The organism is Campylobacter curvus (assembly GCF_013372125.1).
GTDB lineage: Bacteria > Campylobacterota > Campylobacteria > Campylobacterales > Campylobacteraceae > Campylobacter_A > Campylobacter_A curvus.
Map to the genome: position 1 here is coordinate 1,923,992 of NZ_CP053826.1, position 22,020 is coordinate 1,946,011.

At 34.2% G+C, this 22,020-nt stretch carries 19 protein-coding genes; 10 read left to right on the forward strand and 9 right to left on the reverse strand.

Translation table 11 applies throughout. From position 1 onward, the window contains the following. The first annotated feature begins 20 nt into the window (after positions 1–20). The gene (locus tag CCVT_RS09530; protein WP_018137184.1) at positions 21–2,162 is read left to right on the forward strand and encodes a tyrosine-type recombinase/integrase; all 2,142 of its coding nucleotides are present in this window, start codon (positions 21–23) and stop codon (positions 2,160–2,162) included. A gap of 298 nt (positions 2,163–2,460) precedes the next feature. Here CCVT_RS09530 and CCVT_RS09535 read toward each other — a convergent pair whose 3' ends face one another. From CCVT_RS09535 to CCVT_RS09550, 4 genes are all read right to left on the reverse strand, one after another. Beyond that, positions 2,461–4,476, reverse strand: a complete 2,016-nt coding sequence (locus CCVT_RS09535) for an AAA family ATPase (RefSeq protein ID WP_018137185.1) — start codon at positions 4,474–4,476, stop codon at positions 2,461–2,463. A 214-nt stretch (positions 4,477–4,690) separates the two neighbouring features. Then, on the reverse strand, positions 4,691–5,038 hold the full coding sequence (locus CCVT_RS09540; protein ID WP_018137186.1) for a hypothetical protein: 348 nt from the start codon (positions 5,036–5,038) through the stop codon (positions 4,691–4,693). 257 nt (positions 5,039–5,295) lie between these two features. After that, a complete protein-coding gene (locus CCVT_RS09545; protein WP_018137188.1) occupies positions 5,296–6,192 on the reverse strand; it encodes a hypothetical protein in 897 nt (298 codons plus the stop codon). A gap of 9 nt (positions 6,193–6,201) precedes the next feature. After that, entirely contained in the window at positions 6,202–6,789 is a 588-nt protein-coding gene (locus tag CCVT_RS09550) for a hypothetical protein (RefSeq protein ID WP_018137189.1), read from the reverse strand. A gap of 134 nt (positions 6,790–6,923) precedes the next feature. Between CCVT_RS09550 and CCVT_RS09555 the strand changes: the two genes are divergently transcribed. Next, a complete protein-coding gene (locus CCVT_RS09555) occupies positions 6,924–7,721 on the forward strand; it encodes an agmatine deiminase family protein (RefSeq protein ID WP_018137190.1) in 798 nt (265 codons plus the stop codon). Between the two features lie 20 nt (positions 7,722–7,741). Here CCVT_RS09555 and CCVT_RS09560 read toward each other — a convergent pair whose 3' ends face one another. After that, a complete protein-coding gene (locus tag CCVT_RS09560) occupies positions 7,742–8,551 on the reverse strand; it encodes a hypothetical protein (protein ID WP_018137191.1) in 810 nt (269 codons plus the stop codon). A gap of 106 nt (positions 8,552–8,657) precedes the next feature. On the opposite strand from CCVT_RS09560, the gene CCVT_RS09565 reads away from it, so the two are divergent. From CCVT_RS09565 to CCVT_RS09580, 4 genes are read left to right on the forward strand one after another with little or no spacing between them, the layout of a single operon-like run. Next, positions 8,658–9,476, forward strand: a complete 819-nt coding sequence (locus CCVT_RS09565; RefSeq protein WP_018137192.1) for an SIR2 family NAD-dependent protein deacylase — start codon at positions 8,658–8,660, stop codon at positions 9,474–9,476. 53 nt (positions 9,477–9,529) lie between these two features. Next, positions 9,530–10,447 carry a helix-turn-helix transcriptional regulator gene (locus CCVT_RS09570; RefSeq protein WP_018137193.1) on the forward strand — a complete coding sequence of 306 codons (918 nt, stop codon included), beginning with the start codon at positions 9,530–9,532 and terminating at the stop codon, positions 10,445–10,447. Between the two features lie 3 nt (positions 10,448–10,450). Then, entirely contained in the window at positions 10,451–10,987 is a 537-nt protein-coding gene (locus tag CCVT_RS09575) for a Fic family protein (RefSeq protein WP_018137194.1), read from the forward strand. 16 nt (positions 10,988–11,003) lie between these two features. Further along, a complete protein-coding gene (locus CCVT_RS09580) occupies positions 11,004–11,579 on the forward strand; it encodes a metallophosphoesterase family protein (protein WP_018137195.1) in 576 nt (191 codons plus the stop codon). On the opposite strand, the gene CCVT_RS09585 is transcribed toward CCVT_RS09580, so the two are convergent. Continuing rightward, complete coding sequence (locus tag CCVT_RS09585) at positions 11,561–11,893, reverse strand: hypothetical protein (protein WP_018137196.1); 333 nt, start codon at positions 11,891–11,893, stop codon at positions 11,561–11,563. The two genes, CCVT_RS09580 and CCVT_RS09585, sit on opposite strands and share 19 nt — an antisense overlap. A gap of 128 nt (positions 11,894–12,021) precedes the next feature. Between CCVT_RS09585 and CCVT_RS09590 the strand changes: the two genes are divergently transcribed. After that, entirely contained in the window at positions 12,022–12,192 is a 171-nt protein-coding gene (locus tag CCVT_RS09590) for a hypothetical protein (protein WP_018137197.1), read from the forward strand. A gap of 558 nt (positions 12,193–12,750) precedes the next feature. On the opposite strand, the gene CCVT_RS09595 is transcribed toward CCVT_RS09590, so the two are convergent. The 3 genes from CCVT_RS09595 to CCVT_RS09605 form a co-directional block, all read right to left on the reverse strand. Further along, on the reverse strand, positions 12,751–14,499 hold the full coding sequence (locus tag CCVT_RS09595; RefSeq protein WP_018137199.1) for a DUF262 domain-containing protein: 1,749 nt from the start codon (positions 14,497–14,499) through the stop codon (positions 12,751–12,753). Positions 14,500–14,511: 12 nt separating this feature from the next. Continuing rightward, positions 14,512–14,673 (reverse strand): hypothetical protein, encoded by a 162-nt coding sequence (locus tag CCVT_RS09600; protein WP_018137200.1) that lies wholly within the window; start codon positions 14,671–14,673, stop codon positions 14,512–14,514. Between the two features lie 62 nt (positions 14,674–14,735). Next, positions 14,736–16,214 carry a DUF2779 domain-containing protein gene (locus CCVT_RS09605; protein WP_018137201.1) on the reverse strand — a complete coding sequence of 493 codons (1,479 nt, stop codon included), beginning with the start codon at positions 16,212–16,214 and terminating at the stop codon, positions 14,736–14,738. A 145-nt stretch (positions 16,215–16,359) separates the two neighbouring features. Here CCVT_RS09605 and CCVT_RS09610 point away from each other — a divergent pair, with 145 nt between their 5' ends. The 3 genes from CCVT_RS09610 (at position 16,360) to CCVT_RS09620 (ending at position 21,752) form a co-directional block, all read left to right on the forward strand. Beyond that, complete coding sequence (locus CCVT_RS09610; protein WP_018137202.1) at positions 16,360–16,572, forward strand: hypothetical protein; 213 nt, start codon at positions 16,360–16,362, stop codon at positions 16,570–16,572. 178 nt (positions 16,573–16,750) lie between these two features. Then, positions 16,751–17,950: an ATP-binding protein gene (locus CCVT_RS09615; RefSeq protein WP_018137203.1), complete on the forward strand. Its 1,200-nt coding sequence runs from the start codon at positions 16,751–16,753 to the stop codon at positions 17,948–17,950. 10 nt (positions 17,951–17,960) lie between these two features. Continuing rightward, complete coding sequence (locus CCVT_RS09620; protein WP_018137204.1) at positions 17,961–21,752, forward strand: P-loop NTPase family protein; 3,792 nt, start codon at positions 17,961–17,963, stop codon at positions 21,750–21,752. The last annotated feature ends 268 nt before the right edge of the window (positions 21,753–22,020 follow it).

The window sequence follows — 22,020 nt, forward strand, 5'->3', positions numbered from 1 at the left end:
ATATTGCATAGGTAACAAAGATGCAATATCTAATCAAACGAAATGGCATATACTACTTTAGAGTAGCTATCCCACTATATCTGAGACCTTATTTTGGTAATAAAACTGAATATATAACCTCCTTCCTCACAAAACGCTTTGATACAGCAAAAAATCGTGCTAAGATCTACTCTATAATTTTTAACGCGATCAAAAAGGCATGGAAGATGAATTTGAGCAGCGAACTTATAGAGTACTTGGTGCTTATGCTTTTAAAAGCCAAGGAGGCCAAAAGTATCAAAGAGCATGATATGCTTGGCAGATATATAAATTTAGATGGACTACTATCACTAAATTTGTTTTTAAAACAGAGTTTAAAAGAAGATAGCTTGCCCAGCGCCATATCAAAAGAGGTTGATGATATCTGCAAAAAGCTATCTTGTACTGACTCTCACACCAAAAAGCTTCTTGGCAAAAGAGTGCTTGAAGCAACGATAGATAACATAAATCACATATCATATAAGATGTGCAAAAACCAAAAGCTACTAAATGATAAGCAACAGATATTTGTACCACTTGGCAAAAAGCACAAGAGTGCAAATTTAGATGATAGTGTCAAAGAAGAGATAGCAAAAGGTGTTAAAGAGGCTAACATAGATAGCTATCAAGACGATATAGAGACTTTAAAAAAGCAGAATTTAGTACTCCCTTTTACTAAAAAATCTCTAAAATACTCTATTTGCGAGCTAAGAGATGCTATAAATGAGCTAGCCAAGCAAAAAGGCGCACTCACACAAAACGATATTCTAAGAATATTTGGCTGCGAGTTATCACTAGATGGAGATAGTGAGCTAAGTGATGATCTAAAATTTGGGTATGGAAATTTAGATGATCCTACCTTTGGTGGTCAGGTAAAGCTATACAAGGCAGATAAATATGAAGATAAGGGCATGGTTTTAAGCGACATTGAGGCTAAAGACCTTGCGATAGATGATACGAGTGATGCTAGTGGCATGACTTTCAATGAAGCTATAAATTTCTTTCAAAAGCTCTTTTCAAATAGAGCCAAAAGCTTTAAATCCAATCTAACATCAACTACCAAAAGCGAGAGCAAAGCTGACATGGTCACACTAAAGAGCGCATTTGAAAACTATGTATCAAACACGAGTATTTCAAACAACTGGAGTGATAGCACATTTGGTCTTGTTAGATATGTAGGAAAGCTGATGTTTATGAAATTTGGTGATGGGCTAGATATTAAAAAGATAAAAAGAGATGACTTACTAAATTTTAGAAATGTCTTACTACAACTACCAACCAAGCTCTCTCAAAATAGTCTCTATAAAGATAAAAGCTTAGATGAGATCATAGCTTTAGCAAAGGATAGACCAAAAATTTCTAAATCAACCATTAAGAAGTATATTGTTAGAGTTAGTGAGTTTTTTAAATACTGCTACGATAGTGATTATATAGATAAGAACCCAGCTATAGATCTGCAAATAAATATAAACCAAGATGATGTTACAAATAAAAACCCTTATGAAGATAGTGACGTAAACGCACTTTTGGATATTGTGAGTAAGATCAGATCAAGTGGAGATACCAAAAGCCAAAGGATTAGCAAAGATGAGCTATTTTTTGTTACTCATATAGCAGCTTACTCTGGCATGAGACTAAATGAGATAATCCAGCTAAACACAGATGACATAGTTGAAAAATATAACATAGTATGCTTTAGTTTAAATACAAAAATAGATGTAAAAACAGGCAAGAGTAAGACTTTAAAGACTAGAAACTCTGTAAGGATAGTCCCTATCCACTCTAAGCTAAGTAGCATTGGACTGTTTGAATTTATAGAGAGCAAAAAGAAGCTAGCTAGGAAATGCGGCAAAGCAGTTAGGTTATTTAACTGTGATAATAAAGACTTTTCTGAGTATTTTAGAAAGAATATCAATACTAAAGTTATAAAAGATAGTGATAAAACAAGGACATTTCACTCATTTAGACACACTTTCATAAACAAGCTCATCCAAAGTGGCCAGAGGGTCGAGCATATAGCTGCTCTGGTAGGATACGAGCAACAATACAAGATCACTATGAATACTTATGGCGAACCAGTAACTCCTAAAATTCTAAAGGATCTAGTCGAGGAGATAAATTTTTATCAAGGAGGGGAAGGGTGAGCGTAGTAAACTATTTAAAATGATGGGATTGTTAGCATAAATAGTAAAGATTGATTTATAATTTAAGGTTATTTAAGATTCTAAAATTATGCTTAATTTTATGGCTTTTTAATATTTTGCTATATGTTATTTGATTTATCTTAAACGGATCAATAAACAACGAAAAACATAACCTAAACCAGCTTGCATCTATATTCTATATATGGTATTTGCTATCAAAAAGTCATCTTGTATTTCATTTGGGCGAGGATACTTTTTGTCCGACAAGTCAGACAAAACACCTCGTTAGGGATAGTCCCTAAAACCCTATTTTCACACTCTTTTCTTCATTTTTTAGTGCAACTTCAAGCTCAAGTCTATGGCAAAAGTCGTCGCCGTTTTTTATAGGTCTAAATTTAGCTTGTCTTCTCACACTGGCAAAGTCTCCAGGCGTTAGCAAGCCTAAATTTGAAACCTTTTTGGCTGCATTTTCGTCAAATTTGACTTTTAGTAGTGTGCACTCTTTTTTAAACAAATTTTGCGCTTGCTCTGGCAGCAAATAGCTAAACTCAAGTTTTAGATCAAACCTTCTAAGACAGGCTTTATCTAGATTATCGATCAAATTCGTCGTAGCGATAAAGATACCATCAAAGCTCTCCATCTGCACTAACATCTCATTCACTTGGGTTACTTCCCAGCTTCTTGTAGCCATGCCTCTATCTTGCAAAAAGCTATCTACTTCGTCAAAGACTAGCACAGCATGTTTTTCTTTGGCTTCTTTGAAGGCTAATGCTATATTTTTCTCAGTTCCTCCTACAAACATAGATAAAAGATCGCTTCCTTTTTTGATGATGATCGGCTTTTTTAGACTTTTAGCGATAAATTTAGCATAAGCACTTTTGCCAGTTCCAGGCACACCATAAAGGCATATTCTTGCGTTTTTGCTTACTTTTATGCCTTGCATTAACTCTTTTAGATCGCAGTCTGAGTTTACGAAATTTGGATCGTAGCTGCTTGGCAGATCGTCTCTTGGATTGTAATCTCTTATCTCCTCGTAACCTTGTGCTTTTAAAGTGTTGTTTATCACTCGCTCAAAGGCTTTATTTTTGTCCTTTGTGTTTAAATTTGAGACAACAGCGCTTGCGTTACTGATGAGCGCTGGAGCTATAAACTTATTTTTAGCTAGCTTTTTTACGAGCTTATTGTCTATCAAATTTTCACTATATTTTTTTATGATCTTTGCTCTTACATCTTCAGTTGGTATGCCTATCTCTATGGCTAGGTTAAACCTTCTAACCACGGCCTCATCCATATCAAAAATGTTATTTGTTATCCAAATAGTAGGCAGCTCATTAGTCTCAAGAGATCTATTTATAAAGGCTTTGCCGTACTGTCTTTTTTCGTCATTATTTGTGTTAAATATATCCTCTGCTTCGTCATACATCAATAAATTTGATCCAGCGGATAGTACATTTTGTGCAAGACAATACGATCTTATCCTTTGATGCTCATTTGCATATCCATCTCCGTCATCATAAGCTACTTCATAAAGCTTCAAATTTAGCTCACTAGCTATCACTTTGCTAAGCTCTGTTTTACCAGTTCCTGCTGAGCCATATAGGAGTACATTTACTCCTTTTTGCTTTTTAGTAATGGCATTTTTTAGAAATGAGAGCAAAATTTTCACATCTTCTTTTATGTGTGGGTAGCTCTTTGTGGTCAAATTTGTCTTGCTACATGGCTTTATCGAGCTTTCAAATATCTCGTCCATGCTTTCACATTTAATAAACAAATCACACATAAAGTTATTGTTTATGACATCGATTTTATATTTTAGATTATGCGTATTAGTGTCTAGTCTTATTATCGAAGTCTTGGCAAAGATTCCATCTTTTCTAAAGACCTTTTGAACATCGCCAAAGTTTAAATTTAGTATCTTTGAGATAGCTTTTATGGCTTGTATGTTATTTAACTCTCCTAGTGTATTGCAGGCATTAGAGACTACTTCATAGTTGTACATGATCGCGACAAATCTCAAAATATCTCTCTCGGTACTATTTAGACCTAAATTTTCTTGAAGTAAATTTAGGTTGTGTTCAAGATCTTTTAGCTCGCATGAAATTTGACTTTTTTCAAGAATTTCAAGTCTGTTTTTAAGATTTTGGATATCTTCTTCTTTAGGCTCTTTTGACTCGATACCCAAAAACTCTAAAACATCGTCACATCCGCTTCTTAACAATTCTCTTTCTCCTCCGAGATCAAAAATAGCACGAAGTGTCCAAAGTGTCGCAAGCTCATATATCTCGCCATCTACGTAAAAAATCTCTTTTTCCATGACAAACTCCTTTTGCTTTTGTTTGGAGCTATTTTACTTGGCATAAAAGACATTTTTATGTCCATAATGATAAAAATTTGGGAAATTTTTGTGAGAAAAATTTAAAAAGAGCGTCCTAAAACGCTCTTTATTTACTCCAGCGTATCACCACTATATGGCAGCTCCAGATCTTTTGCACTAGATTAGCACAATCTTGTATTGTAGGTTTATTTTTTTATTTATTTAAGAACTTAACTAGTTCATCTTTAAAATAGTCATCATCATACTCTTCACCCTGAGCATCATATGATAGTTCAAAAGAGACATTACCAATGCAAGCACTTACACTTGACATATAAGAAGTCGGTTTTTTAGTATAGGCTTCTATGGCCAGGCTTGCTGGCATAAAAGAGTTTTGGTAGTTAAATTCACTCCTAGCAATAACACATTTTTCATTTAGGTATGAATTGCAAAATTCTAAAAACTTAGCTCCTAATTCATCTGCTAGCTCTCTTTGTGTGCTAGCCAAATCTACAAACTGCTCAATTATAGGAGCAGTTTTAACAACTTTTTTCTTTGACATTTTTTCTCCTTTGTTTTAATTATTTTTTGTCAAGATATCTTTGTGACATGTGAAATTATAACAAGCAAAATGGACAAAAAATGTCTATATTTAGAAATTTTAATAAAAAAATTAATCGCTTTTTGTCTTGCGCTTTATTTATCTTTATATGTAAAAAATTAAGCTTAGATAATGATATTTATAAAAAAAGATAAAAACAACCTTGCTTTGTTTTTGATCTGATTAAACTTGCTATGGTTTTTTTAGCTTATTTTTCTTTAAATTTCATAGTATTCATCCCAGCAAAGTGCCATATCAACAGAGCCTATGCGCAGCATGTCTTTGATCTTATTGATATGTGTGTTATTGTTAAAAGCTGCAAATAGATAGCAAAAATACGCCTTGTCGTCAAAGTAGATCGAACTACCAAAATATTCATTGCAGTTTTGCGTCCAGCGGCTCTTTTGCTTGCTCATTTCGCCAGGAACGATAGGCTCATTGATGATGGCTAAGAAATTGTCGTCATTTTCGTCATAATCTGGATCGTCTTCGCACAGGCGAAAGACCAAACGAAATTCCATAGCATAATCCTCGATAAATCCACCCTCAACCCTTGCTTTTAGCCTGTTTTCAAGTATCTGTGCATCTCTTATTAGTATATCTTGATAAGCAGCTAGCGCTTTATTTATCTTTTCTATCTGCTCCCATTGATCCTTATTAGCATCAGAAATATACTCTTCTTTCTTGCTACACTCTAGTTTTTCTAGGTAAAGATCTATAGGCGTATAGTCGTACCATGAGTGAAGCTTGCCATCCATCCTGTCAATAGTCAAAATTTCATCCCAGCTAAGATCTGTATGGTCATATAAGCAGTGATAAAACCAGCAATGCCACTCACCAAACATCTCATGCGTTGGCCAGTTTCTAAATTCGCTCTGATTTTCAGTATAAAAGTAGTCATCTATGTGATTCATAAACTGCCCATATCGCATAAGAAGTTTATCTTTTGAGTAAAAAGAGAGCAATAGGCTACATTTATGATCCCATGCCTCTTTTATATCTTTTACAGAGATGTTTATCTGTTTTGCACGTGGCACAACTCGGCGCTCAAGGTCATAAAGCCTTTCGTTTATGCTATTTAGCTTTTGCCTTTGTTCTTTTGTAAATTTTTCCATTTTTGTCCTTTAAAATTTAATCGTCGCAACTTGTTCAGCCATCTCTTTATCTGTAAAATTTCCGTTTGTATCAAGCGAGTAATTTTTGCCTAAAAAATAGAGCTTAAAGCCCGTTATCTCGCCAAAGATAGGTAGCGTTTTCGTCTTTTGATAGTAGTCTTTAACGACTTGAGAGATTGTATTTAGCTGCTCGTCTAATGCTTTAAAACAGAGCTTGTCTAAAAATGGCGTTAGGCTGATATATCTTAGATGCTGCGTCATAGCAAGGGCAAATATAGGTTCATTTTTGCGCTTGAAATTTGTATCTATGTAGATATATGAGCCTCTAAATTTTACTCGCTCGTTGTAGAGTTTTTGCACCTCGCTAAGCTCAGCGTCTATGCTAAGGCCAAAGTGCTTGCTAAGAGCAAGGATGAGCGTTTCTGAGCTGTGCGCCCAGTCAAAATGCCCCTTTGTGATAAACTCATCAAGGCTCTTTGCCGCCTCTAAATTTGCAAGTGCTCTTGTGAAATTTTGCTCTCTTACGTAGCCAAGTGCTTTCGAGAGTGCCTTCTTGTCGCTATTTTGTGTGAGAATTTTGAGCTCTTCGTAGATCATTGATTATCCTTTTTTGATTTTTATCGCCGATACATTTTTTGCGATATGTGAAATTATAGCAACCAGAGTAGACAAAAAATGTCCAGAATTTTACTAGTAAAATTTCACAAAAACTATAAAATTTAGGAGCAAATATGCAGCCAACTATCCTACTTTCAGCACTTTTACCAAAACACCACGCCAAAGTAACCACCAGTTTGTGCCAGATATTTGACCGGCACGGAGTTGGCTATCAGTTTTTGCAAACAAAAGACATTTGGATGAGGGACTTTATGCCGTTTTTGCTAGATAATGGGCGCCTCGTCTCTTACGACTACGATCCAGACTACCTAAAAGATGATAAATATAGCCATCTAAGGACAAAGATCCAGCCGCTAAAAGAACATATAAATTTAGTCATTGATGGTGGAAATTTCATAAGGCTTGGAGGCAAAGCCATCATGACTGATAAAATTTTCAAAGAAAATCCAACAAAAACAAAGTCCGAGATCATTGAGACCATAAAGCAAAAATGCGCGCTAAATGAGCTCATCATCATACCAAGGCAGCCATACGATATGCTAGGTCACAGCGACGGCATGGTGAGGTGGATAGATGAAAACAGCGTGCTATTAAATGACTTTTCAAACGAGAGTAAGAGTTTTAACGATAGGCTTATAAAGGCTCTTAAAAAGTACGGTTTGAATATCAAATTTATGAAGTATGGCGAGGGCTTTTTTAGTAAAAAGAGAGATTGGGGCGCTTACTTAAATTTTATTAAAATTAAGGATATTTTAATAGTTCCGATATATGGGATGGATGATGACGATACGGCGATAGAGCAGATCAAGAAAATTTATAGTGGCTGCAGTGTAGAGACGATAAATTTAAGCGAAATCATAGAGCTTGGCGGAGCGCTACACTGCATAACGGCAGAGAAATTTGGGTGGTAGAGTTACCGCCATTTATAAAACTATTTTTTGTTTTTGCTCCAATATTCAAAATCTTCTGGAAATTCTACATTCTTGTTTAAATAATTATTCCAAAATTTGTTTATACCTCTGGCAATAGGTTCAAAACTCTCAGCTGACAAAAAATCGCTTTTTGCATTATTGCAAATGTAGCAAGCCAAGCGACAATTCTCTTTTGAATATTTATTTTTACTTTCTGGTGCTGTAATCACTCGCTCAACTTCTAAAAATTTTCCTCTTTGTCTAGCATCTTTATATTGTGTGTTTTTACTATGAAAATATTTTTTTAGGTCTGCTTCTTCAATGCCACAATAGCAACATTTTTTCTCTTGGTTGTTATACCAATTTAAAAATTCATCTCTTCCGCCAAAACCTTTTATTCTATCCGCAGTAGCTAGGCTATTTATTCTTCTATCGTTATCGGCATAATCAGTAAATGATTCGATATTTAAGTCAATCATATCTTTTTGTGCTACTGTTACACTACCTTTATTTTTACAAATTTCAAATTTATCATTAAAAAGCACCTCCATATCAGCATCAAATTTTTTTATCTTAAGCTCAAGCCTATAAAATTTATCATCATCAATGCAACCAATGATTACATTGACATTATTTTTAACTTTTTCCAATATTTCTTTTTTTAATAAAAGTCTATATTTCTTATCGGCTCTTTTTGAAATACTTTTTACAATCACCTTCTCGTCGTCTTTTTCAGCATAAAACCAGTCACCGGAATTGGATATAAAATTCTCAAATCTCTTGTCTGTTAAAATATATGCTCTTGTTCTAAGTGTTAATTTCTCTATCATATTTTCTCTCCTTCATAAGATTTTCACTATTTTACCAAAAGATAACGGACAAAAAATTGTCTTATTAGTTTATTACAATTACTAAAATTTCTTTAAAAGGATCAGAATGCAAGAGAATATAGATAGGATCAAAAAGATCATCGCAGAGGCTGATGCGGTCATCATAACAGCAGGTGCTGGCATGGGTGTGGATAGCGGATTGCCTGATTTTAGAGGCGATCTTGGCTTTTGGAAAGCATATCCACTCTTAAGGGATAAAAATTTAAGCTTTGAAGATATGGCAAATCCGCAGTGGTTTTTAGACGATCCAAAGCTAGCATGGGCATTTTACGGACACAGGCTAAATTTATACAAAAGCGCAGAGCCTCACGAGGGCTTTGGGCTACTTTTAGATCTTGTAAAAAGCAAAAACGACAACTACTTCATCTACACATCAAACGTCGATGGTCACTTCCAAAAAGCTGGCTTTAGCGAGGAGAAAATTTACGAGTGTCACGGCTCTATCCACTACTCTCAGTGTATACATAAGCGTGATGGAGATATCTGGGAAACAAGCAGCAATGTCAAAGTAGATGAAGAGAAATTTATAGCTTTAGATATGCCTATTTGCCCAGAGTGTGGCTGTGTGAGCCGTCCAAATATCGTGATGTTTTACGACTGGATGATAAACACAAAACGCATAAACGAGCAGTATGAGAGATATAAAGCATGGCTAGATACAAATGAAGATAGCCGTTTTGTGGTTATAGAGTTAGGTGCAGGGCTTGCGGTGCCGACTATCAGAAATTTTGGTGAGAAATTTGTCAAGCGCTCCAAAAAAGCGACGCTCATACGCATAAACCCGCGAGATAACTACATCTCGGAGTATATCGGCATAAGTCTAAAATGTGGTGCGCTAGATGGCCTTAGGCAGATATTATGCTAAAAAAGACATATCCTAGTCCTAGTTTGGATATAATCTCCGAACTAGGAGATCAAATGAAACCTATCATAAATAAACAAGAAAACAGCAAATTTGAACGCATAAATTTAATAGCCCTAAAGCTAAGGGAGAGACCCCACTCGATAAAAGAGCTAACAGAAATGCTTGGAGTGACCTCAAAGACCATACAGCGCGACCTTTACGACACGTTAAAAGACTATGGTGCGGTCAAAAAGGGGCACTACTGGAGCATAAATGACGAAGAGGCTAGCGACGGACTAAACGGCGATGATAGAGTGGTGCTAAACATACTTGATAACGTAGCTAAAAACATGGGATCAAATTTCTACAGCAAAGCTCACGTGCTATTAGAGCAAATTTCTCAGCAGCTAAACCACCCAATACTAACAAATATCAACAACGAAAAGCTAAGCGAGGATGATCTTGTAAATTTCCAAGCGCTTGAGGACGCCATAAGAGAAAAAGCCGAGATAATATGCACTTATAACGGTTTTGAATTTCGTGTAAAACCGCTAAAACTGGCACTTTTTGAGGGATTTTGGTATTTGCTTTTGCTTGATAGTAACAAAGGCGATAAATTTAAAAAATTTCACCTAAAAAGCATAAAAGATATAAGGCAAAGTGGGGGTAAATTTGAACTAAGTAGTGAGCTAGATGAGCGAGTAAAGGCTATGAACTCGGCCTGGGCAAACCTTGAAAAGCCAAAAACAGCAAGGCTATTACTAGCCCCTGAAGTGGCAAAATACTTCGAGCGAAAACCGCACGCAAAGCAGCGCATAACAGGTCAAGATAACGACGGCTCAGTCGAGATAGAGATAGAATTTACACACATCATGGAGATAAAGCCACTTATATACTACTACCTGCCATTTATCAAGGTCCTTGCGCCAAAAGAGCTAGCAGATGAGGTCAAAAAGGATGTCAGCGAGTATCTAAAAGAGATAAATTTCTAAGCCATGAGCAGCAACGACAAAGAGACACTTGAGCTAATAAGAGACTACAAAAAGAGCTGGTTGCTACTGCAAAAATTTGATGATGGCTCACTTGGTCTTTGCAAAAGCGATGTGGGCGAAAATTTTATCCTTGAATATGACGAGGCGCTAATGGCAGTGGATGAGCTAAAAAGAGAGCTAGGAAAAAAGGGCGAGGCATCTAAAATTTTTGGCATTCAAAAGGCGAGCGAATTTGAAGGGATAATAAAAAATATATATCAGACCTTTGGCGGACGTGATCTTTTAGTAAGCCCGCAAGAAAAAGCGGCAAATTTGATCTACTACATCATCAAAGACCACCCTTTTAGCGACGGCAACAAACGTATCGGATCATTTATATTTATCTTGTTTTTATCAAAGTGCAAGTTTCTTTATAAAAGCAGTGGCGAGCTAAGGATAAACGACAACGCCCTTGTTGCACTTGCATTGTTAATTGCTCAAAGTGAGCCAAAGCAAAAAGACATGGTGGTAAATTTGATCACAAATTTACTTGTGGATTAAAGGCTGATAGATACAAATGAGCGGCATAAAACTTTTTCACGCTAGCGACCTACACTTTAATGCTGGCTATTTCGAATACATTTTGACCCTTCAAGACAAATTTGACATTTTTTGTTTTAGTGGTGATTTTCTATGCAAAGAGAGCACACAAGAAAAAGAGCAAACTGCTTTGTGGCTAAAAAGCTTTAAAAAGCCTGTATTTGCATGCTCTGGTAACCACGATATGCCGCCCTCTTGGCTAAATTCTATAAGCGGCATATATGCTGATGGCACTATAAAAACCATAAATGGCGTTAAATTTGGCTGCGCGCCTTACTTGTGTGATGATCTGATTGAATTTGCGGAGTGTGATATCTTACTGACCCACGTCCCACCAGCAAAGACAAATACGAGCATCAGTAAAAATGACAAGGATCACGGAGATATAGAGCTTGCAAGGCTTATCAAAAATAATCTTTTAAAGGCAAAGATCATCCTTTGCGGGCATATCCACGAGCCAAAATCACACACGGACGTTTTAAACGGAGTTAAAATTTACAACTCAGCAAGCAGCGGCTCAAAAGAGCCATTTTATCAAGAGATAGAGCTATAACTTTCTATCATTTTAGCCACCTCTTGATGCTCATATGGTGTCATTTCTATATTTAAAATTTGCAAGCATATCTCTTTTATAAATTCGCCCTCACAGCCAAAGTCGTTTTTTAGATTTTGCAGTATAAATTTAGCCTCAGTAACGAAATCATACGCATTATTTAATGCCTTAACAGCTTGCTTGTAAAAATCTTTTGACATTTCTGTGCAGCTGTATTTAGTAAAATTAGCATTATTTACGTAATCATAGCTTGATTTTGCCTGCGCCAAAAAAGAAAATTCATCATATTCTTGCCAAAATTCTTGCTTGGTCATGTTTTACTCCTATCCCTTTATTGTAAATAAAAATATAGACAAAATTTGTCTATAAAATATCTCAAAAACAGACATTTTCATGTCTTTAACTCTCATTAATATCCTCTTAAATTTTAGGAGATAAAAAAATGGCTTACACCAAACAAGGAAAAGAGCTTTTGATAGCTTTTGATCAAAAGCTTCTTGAGATACAGCGCGAGATGACGGCAGAGTATCTACGTATTAAAGAGCTTTTTAAGGCGAATTTTGACCATGATCATAACATGATAGACATTGTCTGCGAGGTTTATTTTATATGAAAGACTACGAAGAAGAAATTCTCTCTGTTAAGTTACAGGACTTTTACTTTGAAGATGGTTATGATCTTAGTGGTATAGAACTATGCTGTGATGGGCGGCTGCAGGGCTTTGACTGCTCTATCATACTCACTGAGATACATAGCACCTCAATAACTATAGAAGAAATTTTGTCTATTGATGATATATATATTGGCATTTTTAGCCAAAGCTATACTACAAAAAGAAAAAATAGGTGCCGCGCTTAATGAGAAGCTTATTTGGATGCCTATTGTAAGCTCCGATGACTACGACGTATATCTGCCAAAGGGTGTTAGAGAGGTAGACACCTTTTAAAGACTTTGATAATATATATTCGTATTCGTAGAAGTATTTGGAGCTCTTGGGTAATTTCGAATATAACATTTTGCCAAAAAGTTATAAAAATTTTATTACTCGCTTTAGACAAACGCCCACTCAAAATTTTATAAACATCTTTTTGCTTACCAAATGTAAGATAGGTAAAATATTTAAGCCCAGAGATCAGGGCTTAAATTTATTTATACAACTATAAAGTATACCCTATAGTAACTCTCGTAATTTGTTTATCATTAGTTTTTCACGTTTTTCATAAAAATCATCAAAATTATCTAAAGATAAATCAACATCAGGTATTAAATGATCCATTAAAAATTTACTCTTGTCTTTATTTCTACATTCGTTTTCAACCCACTCCTCAAGACTCTTATCATTTTTAGCCATATTTTCGTTTGCATCTAGCAACTGTAAATTAGGGAGAGCATCGTACATGGAAAAGTCATAGTATTCTTTTTTATTTTTCTCCATCAATTTTTTATACTCTTTGTATTTACTTTCTGGATGCAAGTGATCCTTGTGGAAGTTATTCTTTGTGTCTAAATTTGGATACAAGATAGATAAGACGGCAAAAGCCTCTGGACTATTTTTTCTATACAGCATTAAGTCTTGCAAAAAGTCATCATCAACAGCATTGCTATATTTATAAGACTTTTCAATACCTTCTAACGGAAATTCATCAATGTTTTCGTCAAAAAATACTTTACCGTCAAAATCCTTTTTAAATACTTTTCTCGTTGCGGTTAAAACGCTATCTGCACTTCCTCCAAACGGCTTAAATAGCGTAGCCCTTAGTAAGTATTTTTTTATAACTTCCCTAGTTTGCTTTTGCCCAGTACTGTGAACTATAGAACTGGCCAAATTTTTATGATATACATAATAAAGTACCGGTAGAATTGCATTATTTGAACTCATTGTTTGCGCATTAAACCCAAAATTTTCAAGCAGATCAAAAACGCTATGAAAAGCCATTTTTATGTTATCCCATTGCTGTTCGATATTTTCTATAAATCCGTTATTAAAACTACCTATGTCAAATTTTATATTTTCGTGATATAAATATAAAAACGCTTTAAGTACTAAATCCTTCGAGATATTAAAGCCTTTAGAGTTATTTATAAAATCAACAAGTTCATTGATCTCTTTTCTGGCATCTTTTTGTTTCCAGTTAGCGATAGCATAGCTAAATAAGATATCAGAATAGCTAAGGTGTGTCCCGCCTGAGTTAATACGAATAAATATATTCACTGCCTTTTCTGGATTTTGTTCATCTTCTTGATAGAAGCTAATAATATCTTCTGAAAATACTCTTTTTTCAAAAAGTGCTAAATTTTTAGTTTCTTTGCTGGATAAACCAAAATTTTCTTGTATTTCCATAGCCTTTACGTCGTTATTGCTATGAGGATATATATCTTTGCATCTAAACCATTTTTGACCAAATTTATCCATGTAAATGGTTTTGCTGCCAGTTTCAGCTTTTTCCAACCATAAAAATTCATATTCTACGTTATCATTTTTAGGTTCTTGACTTGCGGTTAGGTTAAAATAAAACTCACAAATTTTAAATTTATCGTCTGTATCTTCCCATTTTTTATACGGCCTATGCGTATGGTATTCGCCGCAAAGCGCCAAATATAGCGAAGTTAATCTTTGTTGTCCATCTAGTATAGCCGAAAATTCACTAATGCTCTTGGTAGGCTTGTATTCGTTATGAGTATGATACCATTCCCTAAAGTATCTTAAAAAACTGTAAAACTTCCATTGCTCTGCACTTTCGCTTCTAACTTTCCAAAAAAGCATAGAGCTAATAGGATAGCCTCGCATAATAGAATCAAATAGCCTTTCCACTTGCTCTCCAGACCAAACATACTCCCTTTGAAATGCGGGAATAAGATATTTATCCGTCCCGATTTCTCGTATCGCATCCGCTATTGTTATTTGTTGAAATCCAGCCATATTTACTCCATTTTAAAATTTGGCTACTATTATAGCCGTTTTTATATTTAATTTATAATTATTAAAAAATAAGAATGCCAGCACCTGCTGTGATGACTGTGGCATCTGTGTTTTTGAGATCTCCTTTGCGTGGAGTATTGCTTCTTCCAATGATTCAAATTTATCTGCGTCCATGTTGCCTCCTATGGTTTAAAATACCTATAGGCATTATAGCCAGTAAAGCAGACACTTTTTGTCTAGTTTGCCACTTCGCGCAGTTTTTCTAAAACCTTAACCATAGCCAACGTGTCTAGCTTGCAGTATTCCAAAAGTGCCTTTTTGTAGGCCTCGCGCTCCTTGGCTGGCATATACGCCATAGCCTCATAGGCCTGCATCGCTTCGCCGCCATGATGGATCAAATTTAGATCCTTATACGCTGACTCAAATTCAGGCACGAGCGCCGGCAAGACGTATTTTATAGAGTAGCTGCCTTGCATCTTTGGATGATAGTAGCTCTTGCTTGCAAATGGCGTCATTAGGTCCTTTATGTTGTCGTGGATAGCCATAAGCTCATTTGAAATTTGAGGATAGTTTACGGCAAGACGTCTTATCACTCCTTTTTCAAAGCTCATGTTGTAGGCTAGCACGCAGGCATCTTGTGGGATAAATTTGACCAAATTTAGCGCCAGCTCGTATCTAGGATCGGCTCCGGCCTCGGCTAAGAACTCAAAATGCTCTAAATTCCCCTTGCCGTCCTCTTTGTAGATAGAAAACTGAAAAGGTATTTGCTCGTATGGACTAAGCCCCACAAACTCAGGTACCGCCTGTTGAAAGGTCTCAAAGTCAAGATGATAGAGCGGATAGCTAAGCGTGTCCAAAAACTCTTTTATGGTATCCTTGTCTATGATCTCTTCTTGTGAGAGCTCGGAGCGGATTTGGATCTGCTGAGAGGCGTTAAATTTATCTAGATCTTTGATATCTTCAAATTTAACCACGCCATTTTTGTAAAGGTCAAATTTCTTATCGCTTCTGAGCCTAGATATGTTAAAGACGCTATACTCTGGTATGCCACGCTGCTCACACCAGCAGTACTCCCAAGCGTCGCAGTGGTAAGGATTTGAGCAGTGAGGACCGATATCTACATCTGGCTCAACGTTTTTGCTTAAAATTTCTTCAAATTTATTTAAAATTCGAGGTATTTGCGCTTGTTTCTGTATGATTTGCTCGGTCACATCTTCGGTATGAAAAAGCTTTTCAAGCTCGAGATTCTCGCCTCTTACGTAGCTGCTATCTATGTGGATGATATTTACGCCGCTCACCTTGTAGCCAAGCGAGCTAATGACGTAGTACTGGATGCTTGCATCATCGATATAGACCTCTTTTACTGAGGTGGAGCTCTTTACTTCGTTGATGATGAGGCCATCCTCGTAGATGCGAAGGATATCGACCATCACAAGAATGCCGTCAAAACAAAATGTAGCCTCGTAGATAACCTTTGTGCCGCATCCTATTAGCTCTTTCGTTTTTGCCATCTGTGCGTTAAAATCGCCCGTGTACTCTATCCTCTCACCGCCACTAAATAGCTCACAGGCTAGCTCGCCGACCGATGTACCGGTGTCAAATATCGCCTGCGCGCCATCATCCGGAACTTGCAAAACCCCTGGCTTTTTCTTTTTAAGCCACAAGCTCTTTTCGCACTGAAGACCGCGGATATATAGGGACTTAGATAGTGCCATTTCTTATACCTTTAAATTTTATTTATTCTTATATATCGTCAAAAATATCTTTGTTTTAACGTCCTTTTGTAGGATCATACCTATAAAATAGGAATAAAAAATGTCTGCTTTTTACTTTAAAATTCATCCCAAAAAAGGAGTAGCGATGAAAAAGATTAAAAGAGCAAAAGAGCTATTTGAAGCTAGAAGAGAGAAGCAAGCAAAGGATATGCTTGGTCACTTGCTAAATGATGCACCAAATCAATATTTCGTCTGTGCAAGATGGATCTGGAGAACAATGTGTGGCAGGCCTGAAAACGGCATAGCCGGTGCAGCCGCTATATTTAAACTAAGGTGGATATTAAAAGTAACGCTTTAATATTAGGGAACTTAAATTTTAAAAAGAGCCCAATAGCACTGCTTTCTCCCGTAAAAACAAATGCTTATAGTCATTTATAATAAAATACGCTTTTATTTAAAAAACAATCTTGTCTGTATCTTATTACACATATTTTTATGCTATAATTGTATTACATTACATAATTTAGGGATAAGCCATGTTAGATCAACTTTTTTTAAAGAGCAATGACCTTATAAGGTTAAACAACCATAAATTTAAAAGATACTTTATAGATTCTAAAGATTTATCTCATAGGCTTATTGTTATTCTTGGGCAAAGAGGTATAGGTAAAACAACTACGTTAGCTCAACTTGCCAGTAAAAACAAAGATAGTCTTTACCTAAGCCTAGATGACATAGAAATATCAAACGATATAACCTCGATTATAAGAGAGTTTGTATTAAATGGTGGAAAGCATCTATACCTGGATGAAATTCATAAAAGCAAAGATATATCGGCTGTATTGAAATTTGCCCATGATAGCTTTAAAGAATTAAACATAGTAGCTACCGGCTCATCTGCTCTTGAAGTACTAAAAAGCTCTCATGATCTAAGCAGAAGAGCGATCGTATATAAGATGAGCGGCATGAGTTTTAGGGAGTATCTAGGGCTAAGGTATGGTATAAATTTAGAAGCGATTGAGCTTAAAGATTTGCTCGCAAGCCATCAGGAGATGGCTGTTGATATCATTAATGCTTTAAAACAAAAAGATCTAGTCGTCATTAAGCTTTTTAGAGAGTATCTAAAAGTAGGCTACTATCCATATTATAACGATATGCCAAATGATACTGCCTTTTATCAGACTCTAAGACAAAGTATAGAAGCTACGATAGATAGCGATCTTTTAAGCATATATCCAAATCTAAACGGCAACACGGCAAGAAAGCTAAAGATCTTAACTCATGCCATAAGTACAAATGTCCCGTATCAACCAAACTACTCAAGTCTAAAATCACTTGTTGATATAAGAGATGATAGAACACTAAAAGAGTATCTTGCTATGCTTGATAGTGCTGGGCTTATAAGGCTTTTAATGAAAAACGAGCTAGCTATAAAAAATATGGATAAGACAGATAAGATTTACCTTGAAAATACAAATTTAATGTATATAAATAGCCCAGATATAGGAAATGTTAGAGAGACATTCTTTGCCAATCAGCTTGGAAATATCACCGAAATTTACTCAGGCAAAAATGGTGACTTTATGGTTGGTAATAATTTTACCTTTGAAATAGGTGGAGCTAAAAAGAGCTTTGAGCAGATAAAAGATATGCCAAATTCTTTTATAGCGGCAGATGATATTGAAGTCGGAGTGAGAAATAAAATTCCACTTTGGCTGTTTGGGTTTTTGTATTAGGGATTTATGTATGAGTAAGATAAACCAAATAGAACAAGAGTTATCTCAAATAGATGCCTCAAAATTTCACAAATTAATAAACACATATTTATCCAAAAAGTTTTCTTTTATGGTTCATTCAAACGGTACAAAAATAGGCGAAGATAAACCTATTTCAGGGACTCCGGATAGTTTTGTAGCTCTAGAAGATGGGAATTATATCTTTGTAGAATGTACAACGCAAAAATCAGATATAGTGTCTAAATTTTTAAAAGATTTGGAAAAATGTTTTGATGAAGCAAAAACCGGTATTGGTATCTCTAAAATAAAGAAAGTTATTTTAGCTTGCAATTGCGATATTAAGCCTAATGAATTAGAAATTTTACAAAAGTATTGTAATTCAAAAGATAAATTATTTTTTATAGGAATTTCAAGTCTAGCAAATGACTTGTATGCAAACTATTCTAAAATAGTATATGACTTTCTTGGTGTAAGCGTAGATACCGTGCAGATATTAGACGAGAGCGATTTTGTTGCGGAGTATGAAAGCGGCGGCTATGCTACACCGCTAAATACAGTACTTTGTTGTAGAGATAAAGAAGTGGCTAATATAGAGCTTGCTTTAAAAGATAGTCAAATAACATTTATAACAGGAAAGGCTGGAGTTGGAAAAACAAGATTAGCAATAGAGGTTGCACCTAAATTTGCTAAGGAAAATGGGTATAAATTTAAGGCCATTTTTAATAGAGGTGTCAATATTTACGATGATTTGATGGCGTATTTTAAAGTTGAAGATGAGAAATTCTTAATTTTTATTGATGATGTCAACAGGATTCATCAAGCACTTGGATACTTGTTTAACTCTTTTAACAAAAAAATTACAAATTCTCAAATTAAGATAGTTGCTACCGTTAGAGACTATGCTAAGGATATTATAGAAAAAGTTCCAAGCAATATTAGTTGCTCAGTTATTGAAATACAATCTATGGACAATATCTCAGTAAGTGAAATCATTTCTAAAAATTTTAAAAATATAGATCCTATACATAATGAAAAAATTTTAGAGATTTCACAAAATAATCCAAGAATGGCTTTTATGGCTTGTAAAATAGCTCAAAATGGATCTTTTGATGCTGTAAATAATACATATGATTTATACAAAGAGTATTTTAAAAGTGCTGATAATGATATAAATATTTTTGGCGATATTGACATTGGAAAAATAGTTGCGATAGTAGCATTTTTTAGAGTGATTGACAGGCAAAACGATAAACAAGTGGAAGTTATAAAACAAGCCTTTGAGGTTGATATTGTTGCTATTTGGGATAAAATAGAAAAGCTTCATAAATATGAGATATTTGATATGTATGAAAATAGTGTCATTAAAGTATCAGATCAGATACTAGCAACATATCTTTTTTATAAGACTGTATTTGTGGATAAAAGCCTAAAAATAAGTAGTTTTATAGTAAATTTTTTCCCAAACCATTTAGGTAAAACAAGAGATGTTTTAAATCAAATAATGCCAGTTTTTGATATCGATTTAATCTTAAAAGAGCTAAAAGATCCCATAGATAGGTTGTGGATAAAATACTCAGATAAACTATTGTTAACTGCATGTGATAATAATCCAATAATAGAGTTTATAGAAATTTTTTGGTATCTAAAAGAATCAGAAATACTAGAAAAGCTACATGAAGAGATACAAGACTTAGAACAAGAGCATATAGATGTAAATAGTATTGATATTTTTAAAAATGGCGATAACAAATCAAATTTAGTGCTAAAAATACTCTCTTTACTATCCAGAAGTAATGATGAAAGCAACCTAAAGATCACAATAGAGTTAATAGTGGCCTATCTAAATAAAAAGCCAAATAAAATACATGAAGTTATTTATACTTTGGTAAAAGATTTTGGATATGAGCTTAATAGCTATAGATATGGATACAAAAAAGAAAATATAGTTATGGATAGGCTTTGGGAGCTATCAAAAAATAGCGATACTTTGCTCTTAAAAAGACTATTTATTAGGATTGCCAGTGAGATGTTGGGTGCTGACTTTCAAGATATTAGACATCATGGTAGAACATTAAATTTATACAACTATACTCTTGTTCCAACACAAGCTTTGAATGATTTTAGAAAAACTATATTTGAAAGGCTTGATGAGATCTTTAAAAATAACTATTTTTTGGCTGACTTGGAAAAATTTATAAATACATACTATCGAAAACCCAATATTTCAAATAGCATAGAAATAATAGAGCAAGATAAAAAATATATAGTAGATTTAGTTGTAAAATACTTTAATCCAAAGATTTATAAACATTGTAAAATAGTAAGAAAATTTTTATCTTTTTTGGATGAAAATAAAATTTCATATGACAAAAATGCACAAACTCTATTTAAGAATAGTTATTTTGATATAGATGATTTGTTGTGCGCAAGTCCTTATAAATTTAAAGGCAATGATATTGAACAAAACAAGGCATATATAAAAAATGAACTAGAAAAAATTTCGAATAATAATAAAACAAAAGATAGGTGGCTAGAGCTACTTAATATATGCGTAGAAATTTATAATGTGATTGATGATAGCGATACATATAGTTTTAAAAACAACTTTAGTATTTTGCTTGAAATTTTATCAAGCAATGATTTGCAACTGTTTATAGAGGTTTTAGGCGAGTATTTTAAGCTAGGCGATCCATTTTTATTATATTTAGATCGTCGTATTCTTATAAAGATTTTGGGTAAAAATGGTGCTTTTGAGTTTATAGAAAAACAGAATTTTAAAGCAAAAGACTTTTGGAGATTTGGGATATTTACAGCCATAGACGAAAACGATATCACTCAAACAGATGTTAAGAATTTGCTTGATTTGTATAAAAGTGCCGATATTACAAATATTCCACAATATTCTGACCATTTACAAAAGTATGAAAATATCAAAAAAGACATTACACTAAAAATATTAAAAGTACTTTGCAATAGAGCTATCAGCAATAACAAATTTTTAATAACTATTGAGATGTTTTTCTACCGGTTTACCAGCATGTTAGATAAATATATCAAAACAGATAAAAAACTGATAGAAACAGCATATTTTATGAGACTAAAAGATAATATAAATTTTGATCATGATGCCAACATCTTAAATAAATTTCTAAACTATGATTCTGATTTTATAAATAGATATATAGTTAATATACTAAAAACTCTTAGCAATGGTGTTTCTAGCGTTAATATGCATACAGATTTTTCCATCCTATTTGATAGAAAAGATTGCAATACAGTATTTTTAAAAATTATAGAAACTATACATAAAATCCCTGATAAGAAATTCGTTTTTGGAAAAGGAGAATTTCTAAAATCATTTTTTATGGGATTTCATTCACCATTACTGGATGCGCAAAAAACAATAAATATTATAGAACAATTTATAGATAAATATTTTACGGATAAAGAAAGGATGATTTTTATATCTAGACTTATCTGCGAGTTTAATAGCGATGAATCTGAAAATGCCAACATTGATACCAGGGCACATCTATACGCTTATATAATTTCAAAAAACAATGATTACGAGTTATTTGAAAGCCTAAAATTTGAGAAAAATTTAAGAATGTCCCATGGAAGCTGGGTGCCCGTAATACAAAGAGATATCAAATTTTATGAAAAACTAATATCTATGATGAATACGGCAAACTTATTAAAACACAGGACTTTTATTAACAAGATAATTGATGATTTAAAACGTCGTATTGATAGAGAAAAGAAATTTGATTTTATGGAAGATGAGCGATTTTATAGATATTAATTGGTAATAAAATAAATTAATATAGTTTTTTACAAAGTAAAGCTTCAACTAATTTAAATAGTAATTACAGACACAGTGACTTTATCGTGGACGATAAATTTATATTAAAAGGCTTTGAACAGATAAAGGACATACCAAAACTCCTATATGGCTGCCGATGATATAGAAGTTGTAACAGGAAATAAAATCCCTCTTCGGTTGTTCGGGTTTTTGTATTAATACCTGCCTGATCAGATTAATTTTGTTTATTTGTGCATATTAGTATTAT